Here is a 21,817-nt window from a genome sequence, read left to right on the forward strand (position 1 = left end):
GCCGGTCCGCTACGCGGGGAACGGGAGGACGGGCGGCGCCTCGACCCGGGGGCGGTCCCGCGACCCCTGCGCCGCCCGCTCCGCGCACCGGGCGGCCCGTAGCGCTGCCTCCTGCCGGTCGGCCGTGCGGCAGGCGTGCAGCGCGCGGGCCTGCGCTGCGCCCGGCGCCTCGAACCCGCCAGGGGTGAGGCGGCAGGCGCCGAGTCGCACCCAGCGCGTCCCGCCGTCGACGTCCCGGACGCCGACGAGCAGCCCGGTGTTGTGCCGGCGCACCGCGTAGGCGACGCCCCGGACGGCCAGCTCGGTGTCGCCGGCCGACTCGGCCGCGGGCCCGTAGAGCCAGGTCACGTGCCGGACCTGCCTGCGGTACCGGTCGTCGCGCTCCCGCCAGGTGGTGTCCGGCAGGGGTGAGAGCTGCACGGCGACGGCGCAGCTCACCTCGGCCACGACGACGTGCAGCCCGCCGTCCCGGGGGACCTCCTCGAACACCGGCCGGAACCCCTGCGCGGCCAGCCACGCCCCCAGCGCCCGCCGGTGGCGGAGGTGCTCGTAGGCCGGACCGGCGTCGGACGCGGTGAAGGCGCAGCGCACGTCGCCGGAGTGCCGGAAGTGCGGCCGGGCGCCGTCCCGGGCCTCCAGGACGAGCCGGCCACCGCACCCGCCGGCCTCGCGGGAGCACCAGAAGCCGCTGCTGCGGTCGAGGCCGAGCACGCGGGCCGCCGTCCCGTCCTCGGGCAGCGTGACGGCAGCGGTGCCCGCCGGCCCGTCCGTCACCGCCCACCGCAGCTCGATCGACACGCCGCGACGGTAGGCCGGAGGACCGACAGGTCCGGGCGTCACGACCGGCCGGCGGAGCCGCTCCCGACCGGGCCGTGGTGCTCGACGAGCCACTCGTCGAACGACTGCCGGCCGCGCCGGCCCCCGGTGGGCAGCTGCGCCCCGTCGCGCATCGCCCGCCCGGCCCGACCCGGCCAGACCACTGGCACCACGACGCCGCGGTCGCCCCGCGCGCGCAGGAACACGCGGACCAGGTCCACGAACTCCTCCTCCCGCGGTCCGCCGACGTCGGGTGCCCGACCGCACGGCCCGCCCTCCACGGCGTCGGCCAGCGCCCGGGCGACCTCGACGGCGGCCACGGGTACGGTGCGCAGCCGGGGCACGAGGACGACCGGGCCGACGCGGCCGCGGCGGGCCACCGTGGCGACGAACTCGTGGAACGGCGTGGCCCGCAGCACGGTGGACGGGACCGGGCCGGTCGTGACCGCCTCCTCCTGGTGGAGCTTGGCGGCGTAGTAGGGGTAGGGGATCCGGTCGATCCCGACGATCGACAGCAGCACGTGGTGGTGCACGCCGGCCGCGGCCCCGGCGCCGAGCAGCCGGCGGGTGCCGCGCACCAGCACGGCCTCGGCACGGCTCCGTCGGACCGTCTCGACGTTGAGGCAGTCGACCACGGCCTCGACGCCGGCCACCGCCTCGTCGACACCCGTGCCGGCGGCCACGTCCCCGCGATGACCGACGGCGCCGGTGGTGCCGGCCGTGCCGCCGCTCCTGCTGAGGACCCGGACCTCGTGACCGCGGCGGACCAGCTCCGCGGCCAGGGGCCGGCCGACGGTGCCGGTCCCGCCGACGACGAGGGTGCGCACGGCGTCCTCCTCGGTGCGTGCTGGCCGTGAGGGTGCCGCGTGGTGGTCCGCACCACCAGGGTCCGGCGTCACTGGGCGCCGAGCACCGAGCCGAACAGCTCCAGCACGCGGTCGGCGTGCGCGTCGAAGGTGTGCTGCTCGCGCACCGCCAGCGCCGCCGCCGCACCCCGCCGGGAGGCCAGCTCCCCGGCCAGGACGGCGGCCACGTCGTCGGCGGACCGGTAGAGCAGGCCGGTCCCGTCGCGGCGCAGCACCCGCTCCACCGACACCAGCGACCCCGGGTTGGCCTGCTGCAGCAGCGGCAGCCCCGCGGCGAGGTAGACCGGCAGCCGGGCGGGGGAGTTGAGGTCGTCCCACGTGGCCCGCCGCAGGTCGCCGGCGTTGGTGCTGTCGAAGCGGTGCAGCCACCCGGCGTCGTACCGCGACAGCTCGCGCACCCACTCGTCGGGCCCGACCGGCGGGTGCACGTGCACGAACCCCGGTGCGGCGGTGAGCGCGGCGTCGAGCCAGCCGGTCCACAAGCCCTTCGGCCCCGGCGCCCGCACCTGCCCGTAGAGGTGGGTGTGCACGCCTCGCGCGGCCAGCCCGAGCACCCAGTCGAGGTCCAGCCCCGACGGCCGGCCGGCGACGACGGTGTGCGGCTGCCCGTCGGCGTCGGACAGCTTCGGCGTGAGCGGGGCGTCCAGCCAGTCCCGCTTGGGCAGGTCGCCGTCCAGCACCCTGAGCCGGGTCGGGTCGACCCGCCCGGACAGCGCCAGGGCGAACCAGTCGCGTTCCTCCTCCGTGGCGAACAGCGACGCCGGGGCGCGCGTCACCAGGTCGGCCAGCAGCGGCCACTCCCCGCGGACGGTGCTGCGCTGCGGCGCCTCCTTGAAGGTCCACACGAACGGCAGCTCGGGGAACGCCGACTGCACCGCGTGCGCGAACGGCACCGCCCGCCAGTTCAGCTGCGCCCACACCACGTCGGGTGCGAGTTCCCGCACGGCGTCGCGCCACCGGTCGCGGGGGAGGTCGGGCACGTGCCCGAACGGCAGGGGGCCCACGGTGGCGTCGCCGAGGCCGTCGGCCGTCCAGAGCCCGGTCAGCCGGGTGCCGCGCTCGGCCAGGGCCAGCACGCGCTCGGGGTTGAGCGCGAGCTCGCCGACCAGCAGCACGGACAGCCCGTCGGCCGGGTACGACCGCGATCGGAACCGCGCGTAGCGGGCGACCTCGTCGACGTCCCCGCCGTCGGTGGAGGCGAAGCGCAGCGGCTCGCGCACCCGGTAGCGGCTGCGGAAGACATTCAGCCCGCCGTCCCGCGACTCGCGCAGGGCCGCCGACCGCTGCCCGGGGTGGCGGGTCCACGAGCAGGTGACCCGGCCGGTGTCCGCCGTCCGCCCCCGCAGCCGGTCCCACATCAGCCGGCCGAGGTCGTCGCTCTCCAGCTCCGCCCGCTCGGTCCACCGGTCGGCGGTGAGCCGGTGCGCCACCTGCACCAGCTGTGCGTACGCGGTGTCCGACGGCTCGGCGAGGCCCGACCGCGCCAGGACGACGCCGGGCTCGGCCAGGCGGCCGAGCAGCGCGGTGAGGTGGTCGGGCGACCAGACGTCGTCGGCCGGGAGGTAGGCGACCAGCGGGGTCCCCAGCGCGTCGAGCCCGGCGTTCAGCGTCGCGCCGAGCCCGCGGTTGCCCGCCCACCGGACCACCCGCACCCGGGGGTCGCCCAGCCCGCCCACCACGTCGGCCACCGCCGAGGGGTCCGGTGAGCCGTCGTCGAGCACCAGCGCCGTCCAGTCGCCGGTCCCCTGCGCGCGCAGGCCCTCCAGCGCGCGGGGCAGGAAGGCGGCCTGGTCGTACACCGGCACGAGCACGCCGACCGCCGTCACGCAGCGGCCCCCACCGCGCACCCTCCCCGCACCCGCGCGTAGACGGCGGCCACCCGCGCGGCCAGCCGGGGCCAGGCGTACACGGCGGCCCGGGCGCGCGCCCCCGCCGACAGCCGGGCGCGCAGGTCGGCGTCGGCGGCCAGCCGGTCCAGCGCCGCGGCCAGCGCGGCGACGTCCCCGGGCGGCACGAGCAGGCCGGTCTGCCCGTCGCGCACCACCTCGGGGATGCCACCGACGTCGCTGGCCACCACCGGCAGCCCCGAGGCCATGGCCTCGGTCAGCACCGAGCCCATCTCCTCGTAGGCCGACGGCAGCACCAGCACGTCGAGCGCGGCCAGCACGGCCGGGACGGCGGTGTGCTCGACGAACCCGGTGAGGTGCACCCGCGGCAGGCCGGCCGCCAGCCCGTGCACCCGCTCGCGGTCGGGGCCGTCGCCGACGACGACGAGGGACGCCGGCTGGCGCATCCGCCCGAACGCCTCGACCAGCAGGTCGGCCCGCTTCTGCGGCGCCAGCCGGCCGACGTAGCCGATCCGCGGCCGCCCGACCTCCGGGAAGACGTCGGGGGAGCCGCCGGCGAACAGGCCCGGGTCGAAGCCGGACGGGATGGTGTGCACCCGGGCAGCCGGCACGCCGTCGGCGGCCAGCGCGGCGGCGGTCCGGTCGGTGAGGACGACGACCGCGTCGGCCCGGCGCAGCGCCGACCGCTCGACCCACCCACCCAGCGCCCGCAGCAGCCGGGTGCGCGGACCCCGGCCGGTCAGCGTGTGCCCGACGCTGCAGTGCACGGTGACCACCAGCGGGCAGCGGTGCCGCCGCGCGGCGAGCCGGGCCAGCGGCAGGGTGGCGAGGTCCTCGCCCTGGTGGGCGTGCACGACGTCCACCGGCCGCGCCGGCCGCCGCAGGACGACGCGCAGCGCGTCCAGCGCCCACAGCTGGCGCAGCCGCGGCAGCAGGAGCCCGGTGCGGTGCACGACGGCGGAGCGGCCGAGCCGGGTGACGCCGCGCCGACCGGCCAGCCGCGAGGTGACCACCGTCTGCGCGTGCCCCTGGGCGTCCAGGCAGCGGGTCAGCGTGGCGGTGTGGTTCTGCATGCCACCGATCGGGTCGTACCGCGCGGACCGCCCGTCGACCCGCACGGGCTCGAACACGCTGCACAGCCGCAGCACGTGCGGGCTGGAGGAGTGCACCACCGGACCTCCCGCACGCATGGGACCTGCCCGTTCTGGACAGGACCCGCAGTACAGCAGACCCGGCGGACGCCCGCCGGGGGGAGAGGACGGGCAGGTGAGCGGACCCCTGGTCGACCCGGCGGTGCGCCGGATCGCGCTCGTGCGGCTGCGCGTGGGGCTGGGCGACCTGCTCTGCTCGCTGCCCGCGCTGCGCCGGCTGCGCGCCGCCCGGCCCGACCTGCGGGTCAGCCTGGTCACCTGGCCGGAGACCGCCGCGGTCGTGGCGCGGATGGCGGACGCCGTCGACGAGCTGCTGCCCTTCCCCGGCGCGGACGACGTCCCCGACCGCCCGCCCGGCCGCGAGCCCGACCCGGCGTCCTGGGCGGCTTTCACCGCCGCGGCGGCCGAGCGGCGCTTCGACCTGGCGCTGCAGGTCTACGGCGACCGGCCCGCCGCCAACCGGGTCACCGCGGCCCTGGGCGCCCGGCTCGTCGGCGGCTTCGCCCCGACCGGCTGGGAGCCGCCGCCCGGCGCGGAGCACCTGCACCTGCGCTACCCGGTGCACCTGCACGAGGCCGAGCGGCACACCCGGCTCTTCGAGCACCTCGGCCTGCCGCCGGCCGGCCCGCCCGAGATGGCCTTCCCGTTGACGCCCGCCGACGAGGCCGAGCACGCGGCGACGCTGGACCGCACGGGCCTGGTGCCCGGCGGCTACGCCGTCCTGCACCCGGGCGCCTCCTCGCCCACCCGCATGTGGCCGGCCCAGCGGTACGCCGCGGTGGGCGACGCGCTGGCCGCCGACGGGCTGGCCGTCGTCGTCACCGGGGGGCCGGGGGAGCGGGCGGTCGGCGCGGCGGTGGTCGCCGCGATGCGTGCTCCGGCGGTCGACCTCACCGGCGCCACCGGCCTCGGCGGGCTGGCCGCGCTGCTGCGCGACGCCGCGGTGCTGGTCGGCAACGACACCGGCTCGGCGCACCTGGCCGCCGCGGTGGGCGCCCGCAGCGTCACCGTCTTCCTGCCCGGCGATCCGGTCCGCTGGGCGCACCCCGGCCCGCGGCACCGCGCGCTGGTCGCCGACGTGCCGTGCGCGCCCTGCCCGCACCTGGTCTGCCCCATCGACTTCCGCTGCGCCGACTCGGTGCGGCCCCGGGACGTGCTCGCCGCGGCCCGCGAGCTCGTCGGCCGGGCCGCGTCGTGAGACGGGTCTCGCTGGTCTGCGACTCCGAGAACTGGGGCGGCGCCGAGGTCTACCTGACCCACCTGCTGCGCCGCGCCGGCGACCAGGGCGCGACGGCGTCGCTGGTCTGCGCCGAGCCGCTCGCCGGCCGCTTTGCGCCGCTGCTGCCGCCCGACCGGCTCGCCGTCGTCCCGCTGGCCCGGCACTCCGGCACCGCGCCGGCGGTGCGGGCCGCGCTGGCCGCGCAGCGCCCCGACGCGGTGCTGGTCAACCTCGTCGACCCCGGGTCCAACGCCGCGGCGGTGGCGGCGGCGCTCGCGGTCGCCCCCACCGTCGGCGTGCTGCACCTGCCCGGCGACACGGGGACGGGGGAGGAGCGGGCCCACCTGGCCGGGCTCTACCGCGCGATGGCCGCCGTGCTCACGCCGGCCGCCGGCGCCCGCGACCAGCTCGTCGCCGACCTGCGGGTACCCGCGCACCGGGTGCACGTCGTCCCGAACGGCGTCGACGTGCCGGGCGACCCGTCCGGCCCCGCGGGCAACGCGGTGCCGCGGATCGGCGCGCTGGGCCGGCTGACCCCGCAGAAGGGTCTCGACGTGCTGCTCGACGCCGTCCGGGTGCTGACCGGCGACGGCGCGCCGGTCGAGGTGGTGGTCGGCGGCGAGGGCCGGGACGGCGACCGGCTGCGGGCCGCGGCGGCCGGCCTGCCGGTCACCTTCTGCGGGTTCGTCGACGACGTCCGCGCCTTCCTCGCCGACCTCGACGTCTTCTGCCTGTCCTCGCGCCACGAGGCGCTGCCCCTGGTGCTGCTGGAGGCCATGGCCGAGGGGCTGCCGTGCGTGGCCACCGACGTGGGGGACGTCGCGGTCGCGGTCGGCGCCGACGCCGTCGTCGTCCCGCCGGAGGACGCCGGGGCGCTCGCCGCGGCGCTGGCCGGCCTGCTCGCCGACCCGGCCGCGCGCGCGGAGCTGGGCCGGCGCGCGCGGGCCCGGGCGGTGGCCGCCTTCGACGCCGACCTCATGGCCCGCCGGACGTTCGCCGTCCTCCGGACTCCAGGCGGTCCAGCCAGCCGACCACCAGCACGTGCGGGAGCGTGAGCGCGGCCAGCACCGGCACGTCGGTGGCCACGAACGCCCGCCACCCGTCGGCGGTCGACCACAGCAGCGCGAGGACGGCGAGGACCGCCGCCGTGGGCAGCGCCGCCTGCCCGGCGAAGCGCCGCAGCGGCCGGCCCAGCCGGCCGGCGACCAGGTCGGCGCGGTTGCCCGGGTCCTCGGCTCCGACGCGGGCCACGTGCCGGACGGCGTGCCAGCAGCCGAACCAGACCCCGAACGCCGCCAGCGGCGGGACGACCAGCACCAGGGCGGTCAGGACGCCCAGCTCGGCGGCGTCCAGCCACCGCCGGGCGCCCAGCAGCGTCCCGGCGAGCACCGCGGTGGCGGGGAGGACGACGCCGAGGACGACGGCCGCCAGCTCCGGCGGCAGACGACCGTCCGACCCGGGCACGACCGCGGCGACGACGGCTGCGGTCTCCTCGGCGCCGCGGACCAGCGGCACGAGCAGCACCAGCGCCCCGACGACGACGGCCGCGGGCACCCGGCGCCGCACCGGGCGGCCGGCGCGCAGGTCGGCGAAGGCGGTCTCCCCGCTGCCGAAGTGCCACACGGAGACGGCGACGAACGCCAGCAGGGCCGCACCCGGGGCGGCGCGGAACGCCAGCCAGCCGGCCGCGGCGAGGAGGGCGTAACCGGCGGCGAACCCGGCGAGCACCCGTGGCCGCCAGCCCAGCCGGAACCCGGGGACCAGGTGGTCCACCGCCCCGTGCGGCAGGCCGAGCAGCAGCCCGGCCAGCAGCACGACCGGCGCCGCGTCCCCCCAGCCACCCGGGACGGTCAGCTCGACCAGGCACGCCGCTCCCACTGCCCCGATCGAGACCGCGGTGGCGGCGCGGACGGGGCGGGCGAGGGCCTCCCCGGGCGGCAGCCCGTCGAGGGCGGACGCGACCCGGCCCGCGAGGGCCGGCGAGGAGGGCGGCATCGTGCTCCTCGGAGGAGGGGTCCCGGGTCTCGACCGCGCCGCCGGTACCCCGGCGTGGAGCGACCCACCCATCGGCACCCCACGGTCGAGGGTGTCGGCCCCGGCGGGTGTGCAGGCCCCCGCCGCGGGGAACCGGACCCCCATGAGCAAGAAGACCAACCAGCAGGAGCAGCAGGCCGCCGCCCGCCAGGCGAAGAAGGAGGGGCTCTCGCCCAGCGAGGCCGGCGTGACCACCGGCGCGAGCAAGCAGATGCGGCACGTCAGCAAGGGCGACGACCGGCACGAGCACTCGAGCGCGCAGGGCAAGAGCAAGACCTGACCCCCGGGCCCCAGCCGAGACCGAGCGCCCCGAGAGAGGACACCCATGGCCATCGCCACCATCAACCCCGCCACCGGCGAGACGCTGCAGACCTTCGAGCCGTTGTCCGACGACGCCGTCGACGAGCGGATCGCCCGGGCGGCCGCCGCGTTCGAGTCCTACCGGCTGACCAGCCCGCGGCAGCGGGCCGGCTGGCTGCGGGCCGCCGCCGACGTGCTCGACGCCGACGCCAAGAGCGTCGCGGAGCTGATGACCACCGAGATGGGCAAGACGCTGGCCTCGGCGCAGGCCGAGGTGGCCAAGTGCGCCAAGGCGCTGCGCTACTACGCCGAGCACGGCGAGGACATGCTCCAGCCCCAGCCGGCCGACGCGCGGGCGGTCGGTGCGACCGAGGCCTACGTCGTCCACCAGCCGCTGGGTGTGGTCCTGGCGGTCATGCCGTGGAACTTCCCGCTCTGGCAGGCGATGCGCTTCGCCGCCCCGGCGCTGATGGCCGGCAACGTCGGCCTGCTCAAGCACGCCAGCAACGTGCCGCAGACCGCGCTGTACCTGGAGGAGCTGTTCCGCAAGGCCGGCTTCCCCGACGACGTCTTCCAGACCCTGCTCATCGGCTCCGGTGCGGTCGAACGGGTGTTGCGCGACGACCGGGTCGTGGCCGCGACGCTGACCGGGTCGAACGCCGCCGGGCAGGCGGTGGCCACGGTCGCCGGGGACGCGCTCAAGAAGACCGTGCTGGAGCTGGGCGGCTCGGACCCGTTCATCGTGATGCCGTCGGCGGACCTGGACCGGGCCGCTGAGGTGGCGGTGACCGCGCGCTGCCAGAACAACGGGCAGAGCTGCATCGCGGCCAAGCGGTTCTTCGTCCACGCCGACGTCGCCGAGGAGTTCACCCGGCTGTTCGCCGAGAAGATGGCGGCCCTGACCATCGGCGACCCGATGGACGAGGGCACCCAGGTCGGCCCGCTGGCCACCGAGTCGGGGGTCGAGGACGTCGAGCGGTACGTGCAGGACGCCGTGGAGAAGGGCGCCACCGTGGTGGTCGGCGGGAAGCGGGTGGACCGGCCCGGCTGGTTCTACGAGCCCACCCTGGTCACCGACGTGACCCCGGAGATGGGCATCTGGTCGGAGGAGGTGTTCGGCCCGGTCGCCGCGCTGCACACCGTGGCCGACCTGGACGAGGCGATCCGGCTGGCCAACCAGCACGTCTACGGCCTGGGCTCGAACCTGTGGAGCGAGGACCAGGGCGAGCGGCTGCGGTTCATCCGCGACATCCAGTCGGGCATGGCGTTCGTCAACGGGATGACCACGAGCTACCCGGAGCTGCCCTTCGGCGGGGTCAAGCAGAGCGGCTACGGCCGGGAGCTGACCGAGCTCGGCATGTACGAGTTCTGCAACGCCAAGACCGTCTGGATCGGCCCGCCCAGCAGCCAGCAGGGCGAGGGCAACACGGCCGCTGCCGCGTCGGAGTGACCCGCGTCGTCCTGGCGACCGCCTACGGCGGCCCCGAGGTGCTCACCGTCGTCGACCAGCCGGTCGCCGACCCCGGCCCCGGGCAGGCGCGGGTCGAGGTCCGCGCCGCCGGGGTCAACCCGGCGGACTGGAAGAGCTACACCGGCGCGTTCGGCACCGACCCGGCCGCGCTGCCGAAGCGCCTCGGCTTCGAGGTGTCCGGGGTGGTCACCGCGGTCGGTCCGGACGTCCCGCTCGCCGTGGGCGACGAGGTCATCGGGTTCCGGGTCTCCGGCGGGTACGCCGCCGAGCTCGTCGTCCGCGCCTCGGCGCTGGTGCCCAAGCCGGCGTCCCTCGGGTGGGAGCAGGCCGCCGGGCTGATGTTGACCGGCGCCACCGCGGTGCACGCCCTGACCGCGACCGGCGTCGGGGAGGGCGACACCGTGCTCGTGCACGGCGCCGCCGGCGGGGTGGGCCTGATGGCCGTCCAGCTGGCGGCGCTGCGCGGCGCCCGGGTGATCGGCACCGTCGGTGGCGGCGGCGCCGAGCTGGTACGCCGGTTCGGCGCCGAGACCGTGCGCTACGGCGACGGGCTGGCCGACCGGGTCCGCGACCTCGCGCCGGACGGCGTGGACGCCGCCGTGGACCTCGTCGGCACCGACGAGGCCGTCGACGTCTCCCTCGAGCTGGTCGCCGACCGGCAGCGGATCGCCACCATCGCCGCCTTCGGCCGCGCCGGCAGCGAGGGCATCCGGGCACTCGGCGCCGGGCCGGGTGCCGACCCCGGCACCGAGCTGCGGGACGCCGCCCGGCCGGACCTGGCGGAGGCCGCCGGCGCCGGCCGGCTGGAGGTCGTCGTCGCCGCGACCTTCCCGCTGGAGGAGGTCGCCGCGGCGCACCGACAGGGCATGGCCGGCCACACCCACGGCAAGCTGGTGCTGGTGCCCTAGCTGCGCCGCCCTCAGACCTCCTCGACGGGGAACGTGCGGCTCGGGGACACGACCTCTTCCTGAGCGGCGACCAGCAGGATCTCCCGCGAGCGCGCCTGCTCGGTGGCGGTCAGCAGGCCGTGCACGGACGCGGCGGCCGCCCCGAGCGCGGTGCCGGCGTCCCGGCTGGCCAGCCAGTGGGCGAGGAAGAGCGCGGCGATCGCGTCGCCGGCGCCGTTGACCGCGACGTCCAGCCGCGGGGTGCGCACCCGGAAGTGCCGGCCGCCCTCGGAGGCGAGCAGGTCGACGGCGTCCCCGGGGGTGTCCGCGGTGACCAGCGAGGTGGTCAGCACGACGCGCGGGCCCAGCGCCTGGACGGCGGCCACGGCGTCCCTCACCTCGTCGAGCGTCCGCGTCGTCGTCCCCGCGAGGTGGTCGAGCTCGTAGTGGTTGGGGGTGACCAGGTCGGCGGCGGGGACGGCGACCTCGCGCATGAACTCGGGGATGCCGGGGCGGACGAAGACGCCGCGGCCGACGTCGCCGACGACCGGGTCGCAGCAGTAGACCGCCGCCGGGTTGGCCTGGCGCACCCGCTGCGCGGTGCCGACGACGGCGTGCCCGATGTCGGCCGAGCCGAGGTAGCCGGACAGGACGGCGTCGCAGGTGCCCAGCACGCCGCGCTCGGCGATGCCGTCGACGACCTCCTCGATCGCCGGGCCGTCGAAGACCCGGCCCTTCCACTCGCCGTAGCCGGTGTGGTTGGAGAACTGCACGGTGTGCACCGGCCACACCTCGATACCCAGGCGCTGCAGCGGGAAGACGGCCGAGGAGTTGCCGACGTGGCCGTAGGCGACGTGGGACTGGATCGAGAGGACGGCGACCATGGTGGAACGGTCGCACAGACCCCACCCGGCGCCGATGGCGCGTTCCGGCTCGGCCAGCGTGACGGGCCGGCAGCCGGAGGGGGACGTCGACGGCGGGAGCCGACCGCCACCGTGCGGGGTCCCGACGGCGACGTCCTCGGGGTGGTGCAGGAGGGCTGACCGCGGCGGGCAGGATGGCGGCATGGCCCCGTCTCCTGTCACCTCTCCCGGGATCGTCGGCGTCGCCGGCCGCGTCGCCGAGCCGGTCGACGTCCGCAGCGCCGACCTCCGGCTGGGCGGGCGACCGCTGCCGGTGGTCAGCCCCGCACGCGTGTACGTCTGCGGCATCACGCCCTACGACGTGACCCACCTCGGGCACGCGGCCACGTTCGTCTGGGCCGACGTCCTCGGGTCGGTGCTGCGGCTGGCCGGCGCGGACGTGGTGACCAGCCGGAACGTGACCGACGTCGACGACGTGCTGACCCGCGCCGCCGACGCCCGCGGCCGGCACTACGACGAGTTCGCGCTGAGCCAGGAGTTCGCCTTCGAGCAGGACATGCGGGCCCTCGGGGTGCGGCCGCCGACCCACGCGCCCCGGGCGCGGCACCACATCGCGCACGTGCAGCAGCTGGCCGCGGCGCTGCTGCGAGCCGGACGGGCGTACGAGCGGGAGGGGCACGTGTTCTTCCGCGGCGCCGAGACGGTGGCGGCGTCGGGGCTGTCCTCCGACCGGGCGCGCGAGCTGGCCGCCGAGTTCGGTGACGGCCCGGACGACCCGCTGCGCGAGGACCCGTTCGACGTGCCGGTGTGGCGGCCCTCCGGCGAGCGGGACCCCGCCTGGCCCTCCCCCTGGGGCTGGGGGCGGCCGGGCTGGCACGCGGAGTGCGCGGCGATGGCGACTGCGACCCTGGGCCACGGCGTGGACGTCCTGGTGGGTGGCGCCGACCTGGCGTTCCCGCACCACGCGCACCAGGCGGCGATGGCCGAGGCGGCCTCGGGGGTGGCGCCGTTCGCGCGCAGCCGGGTGCACGTCGGGGCGGTGTCCCAGGACGGCGCCAAGATGGCGAAGTCGACGGGCAACCTGACGCTGGTCGCGGACCTGCTGCGGGTGACCTCCGGGCCGGCGCTGCGGGTGCTCGTGCTGGACCGGCCGTGGTCGCAGCCGTGGGAGTACCGGCCGGAGCTGCTGGAGAAGGCGTCCGCGCGGCTGGACGCGCTCTTCTCCGCTGCAGGTCGGGCCGGTTCGTCGCCGGCGGCCGGCCGCGCGGTGGCCGACCGGCTGTTCGACGACCTGGACGTGTCCGGCGCCCTGGACGTCGCCATCACCGACGGCGGGGACGCCGCCCGTCAGCTGGTGCGGGTGCTCGCGCTCGGCTGACGGTCCCGGGGATGCTCGAGCTAACTGATCATGGGCTTGGTGCAGGAGACACGCGGAGACACGCCGCGAGCGGCAGCAACAACCCCATGATCACGGTCGCGGGCTGCTGCACCGGGGGACGGTGCCGGACGAGCCGGCGCGCGGGGAGTCGGCGGGGCGGGACCCGGAGGGGCGGGACCCGGAGGACCCGACCGGGTGACCCGCGACGAGACGCCGCGAGACCCCGCCGATCACCGGGGAGCGGCGGGGTCTCGCGAGGAGGGGTCAGGCGGCGCGCAGCGTGGCCGGGGCGGCGGTCGGCTGCGCCGACGGCTTGGCGGGCACGGTCCAGCGCATCTCCATGTGCCGATGACCGGCGCTGTCCACGACGGGGACCCAACGGACCTGCGGACACGGGTTGACACGCATGACAGCCACCTCTCGTTCACCTGTTGTTCACCATTGTGACAGCAAGCACTCCTTGTGCGAACCCGACACGACGTGGGTGGCCCGAAAGAGGGGCTAGAGCCAGCCGATGACGGAGGCGCCGATGCCGACGTGCAGCACCGCCCCCGGCACGACGCCGACGACGGTGCCGAGCGTGGCGGGCACCCACCGGAGGCTCGACAGGCCGGCGGCGTAGCTGACGACCCAGAACGGCACCGGGCTCATCCGCGCGAGCACGACGGCGAGGAAGCCGCGGTCCCGGAACAGCCGGTCGGCGCGCGCCAGCCGCGGGCCGGTGAGCCGGGCGACGGCGTCCCGACCCAGGTGCCGGCCGAGGGCGAACCCGCCCATCCCGCCGAACCAGCCGGCGAGCACGGCCACCGCGAGCCCCGCCGGGAACCCGGCCGCAGCACCGAGCAGCACGGACAGTGCCGTCCGGGGGACCGGCATCATCAGCGCCGCCGAGACCCCCAGGACGACGGTGGTCCAGCCGAGGGGGCCCGCGCGGTGGAGCCAGGCCTGCAGCGCCGGGACGCCGGGCCGCTCCACCGTCAGCGCCACCACGGTGGCCACGGCCAGCAGCACCCCCAGGACGGCGAGCCGCAGCCACGGTCGGCGGGTCGGCGGGCTCTCCGGGTCCGGCTGGGGAGATCCGGGCCCGGGACGCACGGCGTCCACGCTACGGGCGCGGCCGGAGAACCCGGTTGCGGCCGCTGCGACGCTGACGGCGATGACCGACCGCCTGCTCGTCGACTTCTTCTACGCCCAGCAGCTGGGCCACGCCGTGGAGGCGCTGCAGTACTGCGTCGGGCACGCCGCCGCCGTCCCCGGGCGGGAGGTGTCGGTCCTGCTCAACGCGGCGACCCCGACCGAGCTGGCCACCTGGTGCCCGGCGGTGTCGGCGGTCTTCCCCGTCGACGGGCCGTTCCTCGAGGCCGACCCGGCCGCCGCGCGGCGGCTGGCGGCCGTCCCGCGCGACTGGGACTGGGTGGTCGACGACACCCGCCGCCACCAGCCCTTCCAGCTCGACCTCTTCCCGGGGATGCGCGACCACTACGCCGCCTCCGACGCGCACCTGCGCACACGGCGGGGCCGCTCGGTCGTCGGCGCCGGCCGCGTCGGGTACCTCCCGCACCAGCCGGTGCGCCTCGACCTCCCCGCCACCGCCCGGGCGGCGGCTCCCCACCGGGTCGGCGACGACGCGCGCCCGCGGATCGCCGTCCTCCCCGCCGGGTCCAGCGAGCCGTCCCTGTACCCCTCGGTGGCGTCCTGGCTGCTGGTGCTCGACGCGCTGACCGACGCTGTCCCCGGCCTGCAGCTCGTCCTCGTCGGCCGGCTGGGCCGCGACGAGCGCAGCTCCACCTCCTGGCGGCGGGCGGACGTCGACGCGTTGCTGGCGCACCGGTCCCGCCCCGTGGACGTCGTGGACGTCCCCCTCGCCGAGCAGCTGGCCGTGGTCGAGGCCTGCGACGTCCTGCTCGCCCCGCACTCGGGCTTCGGGATGGCCGCGCTCGCCGTCGGCACGCCGTGGCTGGCGCTCTCGGGCGGGCGCTGGTTCGAGTACTGGGCGAACGCCGGTGTGCCGTTCCGGTCGGTGCTGCCCGATCCGGCCAGGTACCCGGCGTTCAGCCAGTTCGACCCGGCGGCCGTCGTCCTCGACGGGGACGACGGCCCGCGGACGCCGAGCATGACCCGCGCCCGGGTGCGGGAGGACCTCGACCGCCTCGTCGCCGGCGCCCGCGTGCTGCTGGCGGGCGAGCTGACCCACGAGCAGGCGCTCGCCGAGTACCACCGCGACCTGCGCGCGGCCGTCGGCGCCGAGGCGATGTGGTCGATCGACGGCGTGCACGCCGCGTACGCCTGACGCCGTGCACCATGGCCGGGTGGCGGAGAGCCGGCTGGTCAGGGACGCGACGGTCGAGGACGCCGTGGCGTGCGCCCGCATCTACGAGCCCTACGTCCGCGACACCGCCGTCTCCTTCGAGCTGGAGCCGCCGACGGCCGCGGAGGTGGCCGGCCGCATCGACGCCGCGCTCGCCCGGTACGCCTGGGTGGTCCTCGAGGACGGCGGCCGGGTCGTCGGCTACGCCTACGGCGCGCCGTTCAACCCCCGCGCCGCTTACGACTGGTCGACGTCGGTGAGCGTCTACACCGAGACCGGGCGTCGCCGCACGGGTGCCGGCCGCGCGCTCTACACCGCGTTGCTCGACCGGCTGGCCGCCCGCGGCTTCCGCACCGCGCTGGCCGGAGTCGCGCTGCCCAACGACGCCAGCGTCGGCCTGCACACGGCGATCGGCTTCGAGCCGGTCGGCACCTACCACCGGGTCGGCTGGAAGCTCGGTCGATGGCACGACGTCACCTGGTTCCAGCGCCCGCTGGGCGCGGGCCCCTCGGACGACGGCGTCCCTCCCGCCCCGCCGGGGTGACCGTGGACACGGCGGCCCTGCCGGGAGATACTAGGACGTCCAACTAAATCGGCGCGGGTCGCGGACCGGCGTCCGACCCCGGGAGCGGCATGCCGTCCGACCTGCACGTCCCCACCCACCCGGTCCGCTTCGTGACCGCGGCGAGCCTGTTCGACGGCCACGACGCCGCGATCAACGTGATGCGCCGGCTGCTGCAGAGCCAGGGCGCCGAGGTCGTGCACCTCGGGCACGACCGCAGCGTCGACTCGGTCGTCCGTGCGGCGCTGGAGGAGGACGTGCAGGGGGTGGCGATCTCCTCCTACCAGGGTGGGCACGTCGAGTACTTCACCTACCTGGTGGAGCGGCTGGCCGAGGCCGGCGCCGGGCACGTCAAGGTCTTCGGCGGCGGCGGGGGTGTGATCGTCCCGGAGGAGATCGCGCTGCTCCGCGAGCGCGGCGTCCGGATCTTCAGCCCCGAGGACGGCCAGCGCCTCGGCCTGCCCGGGATGATCAACGAGCTGATCCGCGAGTGCGACGTCGACCTGACCCGGAACGGCCCGGACGTCGAGGCCCTCCTCACCGGCGACCCCGCCGCCCTGGCCCGCGCGATCACCGTGCTCGAGACCGGCCGCGACGCCGACCTCGCCGCCCGGGTGCGCGAAGCGGCGGCCGGGCGGACGGTGCCGGTCCTCGGCATCACCGGCACCGGCGGCTCGGGCAAGTCCTCGCTCACCGACGAGCTGCTGCGCCGGCTGCGCACCGACCAGGAGGACAAGCTGCGCGTCGCCGTCCTGGCGATCGACCCGACCCGGCGCCGTGGCGGCGGCGCGCTGCTCGGCGACCGGATCCGGATGAACGCCCTGGAGACCGGCGAGGGCAGCCACACCTTCTTCCGCTCGCTGGCCACCCGCAGCGCCGGCGCGGAGACCCCGGCGCACCTGGACGACGTGCTGTGCGCGGTCGAGGCCGCCGGCTTCGACCTGGTGATCGTGGAGACGCCCGGCATCGGGCAGGGCGACGCGGGGATCGTGCCGTTCTCCGACGTCGCGCTGTACGTGATGACGCCGGAGTTCGGCGCCGCGTCGCAGCTGGAGAAGATCGACATGCTCGACTTCGCCGACGTCGTCGCGATCAACAAGTACGAGCGGCGCGGGGCGGAGGACGCCCGGCGGGACGTCGCCCGGCAGATGGTCCGCAACCGCGAGGCGTTCGGGCAGCCCTGGGAGGACATGCCGGTCTTCGGCACCAGCGCCGCCCGGTTCAACGACGACGGCGTGACCGCGCTCTACCAGCACCTGCTCGGCCTGCTGGTCGAGAAGGGCCTGCCCGCGGGCGCCGGCGTCCTGCCGCGGGTCGACGTCAAGGCCTCGAGCGGCCTGACCAGCGTCGTCCCCGCGCAGCGCGCGCGGTACCTCGCCGAGATCACCGAGGCCGTCCGCGGCTACCACGCGACCACCGAGGCGCAGGTGGCGGTCGTGCGCCGCCGGCAGCACCTGACCACCGCCGCCGAGGTGCTGGACGGGGACGCCGCGGAGGCCGCCCGCGCCGCGGTCGAGGCCGCGGACCGCGAGCTGCTGCCCGAGGTGCGCGACCTGCTCGACGAGTGGCCGGCGCGGGTCGAGGCCTACTCCGGGGACGAGTACGTCTACACGGTCCGCGGCAGGGAGATCCGCACGCCGCTGACCAGGAAGACGCTCTCCGGGAACGAGGTGCGGCGGGTCGCGCTGCCGCGGACCCAGGACGACGCCGAGCTGCTGCGCTTCCTGCGCCGGGAGAACCTGCCCGGCTCCTTCCCGTTCACGGCCGGCGTCTTCCCGTTCAAGCGGCAGGGCGAGGCGCCCGCGCGGATGTTCGCCGGCGAGGGCGACGCCTTCCGCACCAACCGCCGCTTCACGCTGCTCAGCCAGGGCAGCGAGGCGACCCGGCTGTCGACGGCGTTCGACTCGGTCACCCTCTACGGCCGCGACCCCGACCCGCGCCCCGACGTCTACGGCAAGGTCGGCACCTCCGGGGTCTCCATCGCCACGCTCGACGACATGGAGGTGCTGTACAGCGGCTTCGACCTCTGCGACCCGACGACGTCGGTGTCGATGACCATCAACGGCCCGGCGCCCGCGATCCTGGCGATGTTCCTCAACACCGCGATCGACCAGCGGCTGGACCGGTTCCGCGAGGAGGAGGGCCGCGAGCCCGACGCCGCCGAGGCCGAGGAGATCCGGGCCTGGGTGCTGGCCAACGTCCGCGGCACGGTGCAGGCCGACATCCTCAAGGAGGACCAGGGCCAGAACACGTGCATCTTCTCGACCGAGTTCGCGCTGCGCTGCATGGCCGACATCCAGCAGTGGTTCATCGACCACCGGGTGCGCAACTTCTACTCGGTGTCGATCTCCGGCTACCACATCGCCGAGGCCGGGGCGAACCCGATCAGCCAGCTGGCCTTCACCCTCGCCAACGGCTTCACCTACGTCGAGGCCTACCTGGCCCGCGGCATGGACATCGACGACTTCGCGCCCAACCTCTCGTTCTTCTTCTCCAACGGCATGGACGCCGAGTACTCGGTGATCGGCCGGGTCGCCCGCCGCATCTGGGCGGTGGCGATGCGGGAGCGCTACGGCGCCGGGCCGCGGTCCCAGCAGCTGAAGTACCACGTGCAGACCTCGGGCCGGTCGCTGCACGCGCAGGAGATGGACTTCAACGACATCCGCACCACGCTGCAGGCCCTCTGCGCCGTCTACGACAACGCCAACAGCCTGCACACCAACGCCTACGACGAGGCCGTGACCACCCCGAGCGAGCAGTCCGTCCGCCGGGCACTGGCCATCCAGATGATCATCGACAGGGAGTGGGGGCTGGCCGGCAACGAGAACCCGCTGCAGGGCTCGTTCGTCATCGAGGAGCTCACCGACCTGGTCGAGGAGGCGGTGCTGGCCGAGTTCGACCGGATCGCCGAGCGCGGCGGCGTGCTGGGCGCGATGGAGACCGGCTACCAGCGCGGCAGGATCCAGGACGAGTCGATGCTCTACGAGCACCGCAAGCACGACGGCAGCCTGCCGATCGTCGGGGTCAACACCTTTCTCGACCCGCGCTCGCGTTCCGAAGCACCCAAGCCCTTGGAGCTCGCCCGCGCCACCGAGGCGGAGAAGCAGTCGCAGCTGCAGCGGCTCGCGGACTTCCACGCCCGCCACGCCGACGAGGCCCCGGCCGCGCTGGCCGAGCTGCAGCGGGCGGCGACCGAGGGCGGCAACGTCTTCGCCGCGCTGATGGAGGCCGTCCGGGTCTGCTCGCTCGGCCAGATCAGCGACGCCTTCTTCGAGGTGGGCGGCCAGTACCGGCGGAACGTCTAGGAGCGCGTCGTGCTCGACGGTCAGGTCGCCGCGGTGAGCGGCGCGGGGAGCGGGATCGGCCGGGCGATCGCGCTGCGGCTGGCGGCCGAGGGCGCCGACGTCGTCCTCGCCGGGCGGTCGGCCGGCCCCATGGAGCAGGTCGCCGAGCAGGTCCGCACGGCGGGCCGACGGGCCCTGGTCGTCGCGATGGACCTGCGGGACCCGGCGTCGGTCGACGCGGCGGCGCAGGCGGCGGTCGGGGAGTTCGGCCGGGTGGACGTGCTGGTCAACAACAGCGGCATCGGCGGGCCCAGCGCTCCGCTGGTGGAGATGCCGCTGGAGGAGTGGGAGGACACCCTCCGGGTCAACGTGACCGGCACGATGCTGGCCTGCCGTGCCTTCCTGCCCGGCATGATCGCCCGTGGCTCGGGCTCGGTCGTCGTCATCGGATCGGTGACCGGCAAGCGGCCGCTGGTGAACCGGACGCCCTACGCCGCGTCGAAGATGGCGCTCGTCGGCCTGGTCCGCACGCTGGCGTGGGAACTCGGGTCGTCCGGCGTCCGGGTCAACCTGGTGTCGCCGGGCGGGGTCGAGGGCCCGCGGATCGCCTGGGTGCTGGAGCAGCAGGCGGCCTCCCGCGGGATCTCCGTGGAGCAGGCCCGGTCCGAGTTCGCCGGCGGTGCCGCCCTGCAGCGGCTGGTCGACGCCGACGACGTCGCACACGCCGTCGCCTTCCTGGCGTCGGACCGGGCGGCCGGCATCACGGGGGAGGACCTCAACGTCTCGGCCGGGCTGGTCATGTACTGATGGAGGACCCTGCTCCCCACCGTTCGCAGGCTCACGGCGGGCCCCTGCACGGGGGCCGTTCCACTCCCTCACCACCGTGCTGACTGACGACCTCGGCACGCCGGTCGACCTGCCGCGGCCGCCGCGGCGGGTGGTGTCGCTGGTCCCGTCGCTCACCGAGGCGCTGGCGGAGACGGTCCCCGAGCGGCTGGTGGGCGCCACCGACTGGTGCACCCACCCGGCCGGGCTCGACGTGCCGCGCGTCCGGGGCACCAAGAACCCCGACCGCGCGGCGATCGCGGCGCTCGAGCCGGACCTGGTGGTCTGCAACCGGGAGGAGAACCGGCGGCTGGACGTCGACCGGCTGCGGGCGGCTGGCATCCCGGTCTGGGTGACCGTCATCGAGTCGGTCGACGAGGCGCTCACCTCGATGCGCCGGCTGTTCGCCGAGGTGCTCGACGTCGGGGAGCCGGGCTGGCTGACGACGGCGGCCGCGGAGTGGGCCCGGCCGGTACCCGCACCGCCGCGCCGGGTCGCCGTCCCGGTGTGGCGGGACCCGTGGATGGTGGTCGGCCCGCGCACCTTCACCGGCGACGTGCTGGCCCGGCTCGGGCTGGTCAACGTCTTCGGCGCGGGGGAGGACCGCTACCCGCACGTGTCGGTCGAGGCCGTGCGGGCGGCGGGACCGGACGTCGTCGTCCTGCCCGACGAGCCCTACGTCTTCACCGCGGACGACGGACCCGAGGCGTTCCCCGGGATCCGCACCGCGCTGGTGTCCGGCCGCGACCTCACCTGGTACGGCCCCTCGCTCGGTCCGGCCCGGCGGCGGCTGCTCGACGGGATCCGCCCCGACCGATGAGGCCGGCGGCCGGCCGGGGTCTGCCCTCCATGGACCTCGAACCGGTGCGGACCGTCCTGCAGCGCCAGGTGGACGAGGGCCGGCTGCCCGGCTTCGCCGCCGCCGTCCGGCACGGCGGGAGGACGGAGGTGCTCACCGGCGGCACGACCGTCGCCGGCGGTGCCGACCCGATGCGCCCGGACACGCTGTTCCGCCTCGCCTCGGTGACCAAGCCGGTCGCCGGCGCGCTGACCCTCGCACTGGTGGAGGACGGCGTGCTGGGCCTCGACGACCCGGTCGCCGAGTGGCTGCCCGAGCTCGCCGCCCCACGGGTCCTGCGCGACCGGACCGGCCCGCTGACCGACACCGTCCCTGCCGAGCGGCCGATCACGGTGCGACACCTGCTCACCGGCACGCCGGGCTTCGGCGGGCTCTGGGACGGCAGCCCGCTGGACCGGGCGATCGAGGAGCGCGCCATCGGCCCCGGGCCCTGGGCGCCGCAGATGGCCCCCGACGAGTACCTGCGCCGGCTCGCCGAGCTGCCGCTCGCCGCCCAGCCCGGCGAGCTGTGGCTGTACCACCTGGCCGCGGACGTCCTGGGCGTGCTGCTCGCCCGCGCCGCCGGCCGGCCGGTGTCGGCGCTGCTGGCCGACCGGGTGACCGGCCCGCTGGGGCTGACCGGCACCGCCTTCACCGCGGCCGACCCGGCGCGGCTGGCGACCGTCCACGAGGCCACCCCGGACGGCCTGGTCCCGGTCGATGCGCCCGACGCCACCGTCCCGCCGGCGTTCGAGTCCCTGGCGGCCGGCCTGGTGTCCACCGCGCCTGACGTCCTGGCCTTCCTGGCCGCGCTGGCCGACGGCGGCGCCCCCGTGCTGGGACCGGCGTCGGTGGCCGCGCTGACCGCCGACTCCCTCACCCCGGCACAGCGCGCGGGTGCGGCCGACTTCCTCGGGCCCGGGATCTCCTGGGGGTCGCAGACCGGCGTGTGCGTCGAGCCGGTCGAGCCGTGGACCACTCCCGGCCGCTTCGGCTGGGACGGCGGCACCGGCACCAGCGCGTGGGCCGACCCCGCCCGGGACGTGGTCGCCGTCCTGCTCACCGGCCGGCTCTGGTCCGGCCCGGACGACGAGCCGCGCGACTTCTGGCGGACGCTGTACGCGGGCCTGTAGCACCTGTCCTGCGGACCACGTTGCTGCGGACCACG

At 76.4% G+C, this 21,817-nt stretch carries 19 protein-coding genes; 12 read left to right on the plus strand and 7 right to left on the minus strand.

Annotated features, from left to right (window positions below; all coding sequences use genetic code 11):
* Positions 1 to 9: 9 nt before the first annotated feature.
* The 4 genes from ACI79G_RS00255 to ACI79G_RS00270 all read right to left on the minus strand — a co-directional run bounded on the left by ACI79G_RS00255 (position 10) and on the right by ACI79G_RS00270 (position 4,701).
* Entirely contained in the window at positions 10 to 798 is a 789-nt protein-coding gene (locus ACI79G_RS00255) for a competence protein CoiA family protein (RefSeq protein ID WP_456878646.1), read from the minus strand.
* Between the two features lie 38 nt (positions 799 to 836).
* Complete coding sequence (locus tag ACI79G_RS00260) at positions 837 to 1,643, minus strand: SDR family oxidoreductase (RefSeq protein WP_456878647.1); 807 nt, start codon at positions 1,641 to 1,643, stop codon at positions 837 to 839.
* A 68-nt stretch (positions 1,644 to 1,711) separates the two neighbouring features.
* A complete protein-coding gene (locus ACI79G_RS00265) occupies positions 1,712 to 3,508 on the minus strand; it encodes a glycosyltransferase (RefSeq protein WP_456878649.1) in 1,797 nt (598 codons plus the stop codon).
* Entirely contained in the window at positions 3,505 to 4,701 is a 1,197-nt protein-coding gene (locus ACI79G_RS00270; protein WP_456878651.1) for a glycosyltransferase, read from the minus strand. Before ACI79G_RS00270 ends, ACI79G_RS00265 begins: the two co-directional genes overlap by 4 nt.
* Positions 4,702 to 4,795: 94 nt before the next feature.
* Between ACI79G_RS00270 and ACI79G_RS00275 the strand changes: the two genes are divergently transcribed.
* A complete protein-coding gene (locus ACI79G_RS00275) occupies positions 4,796 to 5,878 on the plus strand; it encodes a glycosyltransferase family 9 protein (RefSeq protein ID WP_456878652.1) in 1,083 nt (360 codons plus the stop codon).
* Positions 5,875 to 6,954, plus strand: coding sequence for a glycosyltransferase (locus ACI79G_RS00280; protein WP_456878654.1), 1,080 nt, complete (start codon positions 5,875 to 5,877; stop codon positions 6,952 to 6,954). The genes ACI79G_RS00275 and ACI79G_RS00280 overlap by 4 nt, the downstream gene beginning before the upstream one ends.
* Here the strand turns inward: ACI79G_RS00280 and ACI79G_RS00285 are convergent.
* Entirely contained in the window at positions 6,875 to 7,894 is a 1,020-nt protein-coding gene (locus ACI79G_RS00285; protein WP_456878656.1) for a Brp/Blh family beta-carotene 15,15'-dioxygenase, read from the minus strand. The two genes, ACI79G_RS00280 and ACI79G_RS00285, sit on opposite strands and share 80 nt — an antisense overlap.
* A 142-nt stretch (positions 7,895 to 8,036) precedes the next feature.
* Here ACI79G_RS00285 and ACI79G_RS00290 point away from each other — a divergent pair, with 142 nt between their 5' ends.
* The 3 genes from ACI79G_RS00290 to ACI79G_RS00300 are packed head-to-tail and all read left to right on the plus strand — an operon-like array spanning position 8,037 to position 10,612.
* Positions 8,037 to 8,213 carry a hypothetical protein gene (locus tag ACI79G_RS00290; RefSeq protein WP_446767533.1) on the plus strand — a complete coding sequence of 59 codons (177 nt, stop codon included), beginning with the start codon at positions 8,037 to 8,039 and terminating at the stop codon, positions 8,211 to 8,213.
* Between the two features lie 45 nt (positions 8,214 to 8,258).
* Positions 8,259 to 9,683 carry an NADP-dependent succinic semialdehyde dehydrogenase gene (locus ACI79G_RS00295; protein WP_456878657.1) on the plus strand — a complete coding sequence of 475 codons (1,425 nt, stop codon included), beginning with the start codon at positions 8,259 to 8,261 and terminating at the stop codon, positions 9,681 to 9,683.
* Positions 9,680 to 10,612: a quinone oxidoreductase family protein gene (locus tag ACI79G_RS00300; protein ID WP_456878659.1), complete on the plus strand. Its 933-nt coding sequence runs from the start codon at positions 9,680 to 9,682 to the stop codon at positions 10,610 to 10,612. The genes ACI79G_RS00295 and ACI79G_RS00300 overlap by 4 nt, the downstream gene beginning before the upstream one ends.
* A gap of 11 nt (positions 10,613 to 10,623) precedes the next feature.
* On the opposite strand, the gene pdxY is transcribed toward ACI79G_RS00300, so the two are convergent.
* The gene (gene pdxY, locus ACI79G_RS00305) at positions 10,624 to 11,475 is read right to left on the minus strand and encodes a pyridoxal kinase PdxY (RefSeq protein ID WP_456878660.1); all 852 of its coding nucleotides are present in this window, start codon (positions 11,473 to 11,475) and stop codon (positions 10,624 to 10,626) included.
* A 181-nt stretch (positions 11,476 to 11,656) separates the two neighbouring features.
* Between pdxY and ACI79G_RS00310 the strand changes: the two genes are divergently transcribed.
* Positions 11,657 to 12,832 (plus strand): cysteine--tRNA ligase, encoded by a 1,176-nt coding sequence (locus ACI79G_RS00310; RefSeq protein WP_456878662.1) that lies wholly within the window; start codon positions 11,657 to 11,659, stop codon positions 12,830 to 12,832.
* 501 nt (positions 12,833 to 13,333) lie between these two features.
* On the opposite strand, the gene ACI79G_RS00315 is transcribed toward ACI79G_RS00310, so the two are convergent.
* The gene (locus ACI79G_RS00315) at positions 13,334 to 13,927 is read right to left on the minus strand and encodes a TVP38/TMEM64 family protein (RefSeq protein ID WP_456878664.1); all 594 of its coding nucleotides are present in this window, start codon (positions 13,925 to 13,927) and stop codon (positions 13,334 to 13,336) included.
* Between the two features lie 61 nt (positions 13,928 to 13,988).
* Here ACI79G_RS00315 and ACI79G_RS00320 point away from each other — a divergent pair, with 61 nt between their 5' ends.
* The 6 genes from ACI79G_RS00320 to ACI79G_RS00345 all read left to right on the plus strand — a co-directional run bounded on the left by ACI79G_RS00320 (position 13,989) and on the right by ACI79G_RS00345 (position 21,782).
* Entirely contained in the window at positions 13,989 to 15,122 is a 1,134-nt protein-coding gene (locus tag ACI79G_RS00320) for a hypothetical protein (RefSeq protein WP_456878666.1), read from the plus strand.
* Positions 15,123 to 15,141: 19 nt separating this feature from the next.
* Positions 15,142 to 15,684, plus strand: a complete 543-nt coding sequence (locus tag ACI79G_RS00325) for an N-acetyltransferase family protein (RefSeq protein ID WP_456878670.1) — start codon at positions 15,142 to 15,144, stop codon at positions 15,682 to 15,684.
* Positions 15,685 to 15,773: 89 nt separating this feature from the next.
* Positions 15,774 to 19,007, plus strand: coding sequence for a fused isobutyryl-CoA mutase/GTPase IcmF (icmF, locus tag ACI79G_RS00330; RefSeq protein ID WP_456878672.1), 3,234 nt, complete (start codon positions 15,774 to 15,776; stop codon positions 19,005 to 19,007).
* 9 nt (positions 19,008 to 19,016) lie between these two features.
* Positions 19,017 to 19,793 (plus strand): SDR family NAD(P)-dependent oxidoreductase, encoded by a 777-nt coding sequence (locus tag ACI79G_RS00335; RefSeq protein ID WP_456878675.1) that lies wholly within the window; start codon positions 19,017 to 19,019, stop codon positions 19,791 to 19,793.
* A 76-nt stretch (positions 19,794 to 19,869) separates the two neighbouring features.
* Positions 19,870 to 20,631, plus strand: coding sequence for a helical backbone metal receptor (locus tag ACI79G_RS00340; RefSeq protein ID WP_456878680.1), 762 nt, complete (start codon positions 19,870 to 19,872; stop codon positions 20,629 to 20,631).
* 29 nt (positions 20,632 to 20,660) lie between these two features.
* Positions 20,661 to 21,782: a serine hydrolase domain-containing protein gene (locus ACI79G_RS00345; RefSeq protein WP_456878681.1), complete on the plus strand. Its 1,122-nt coding sequence runs from the start codon at positions 20,661 to 20,663 to the stop codon at positions 21,780 to 21,782.
* The last annotated feature ends 35 nt before the right edge of the window (positions 21,783 to 21,817 follow it).

This window comes from Geodermatophilus sp. SYSU D00779 (assembly GCF_054050595.1).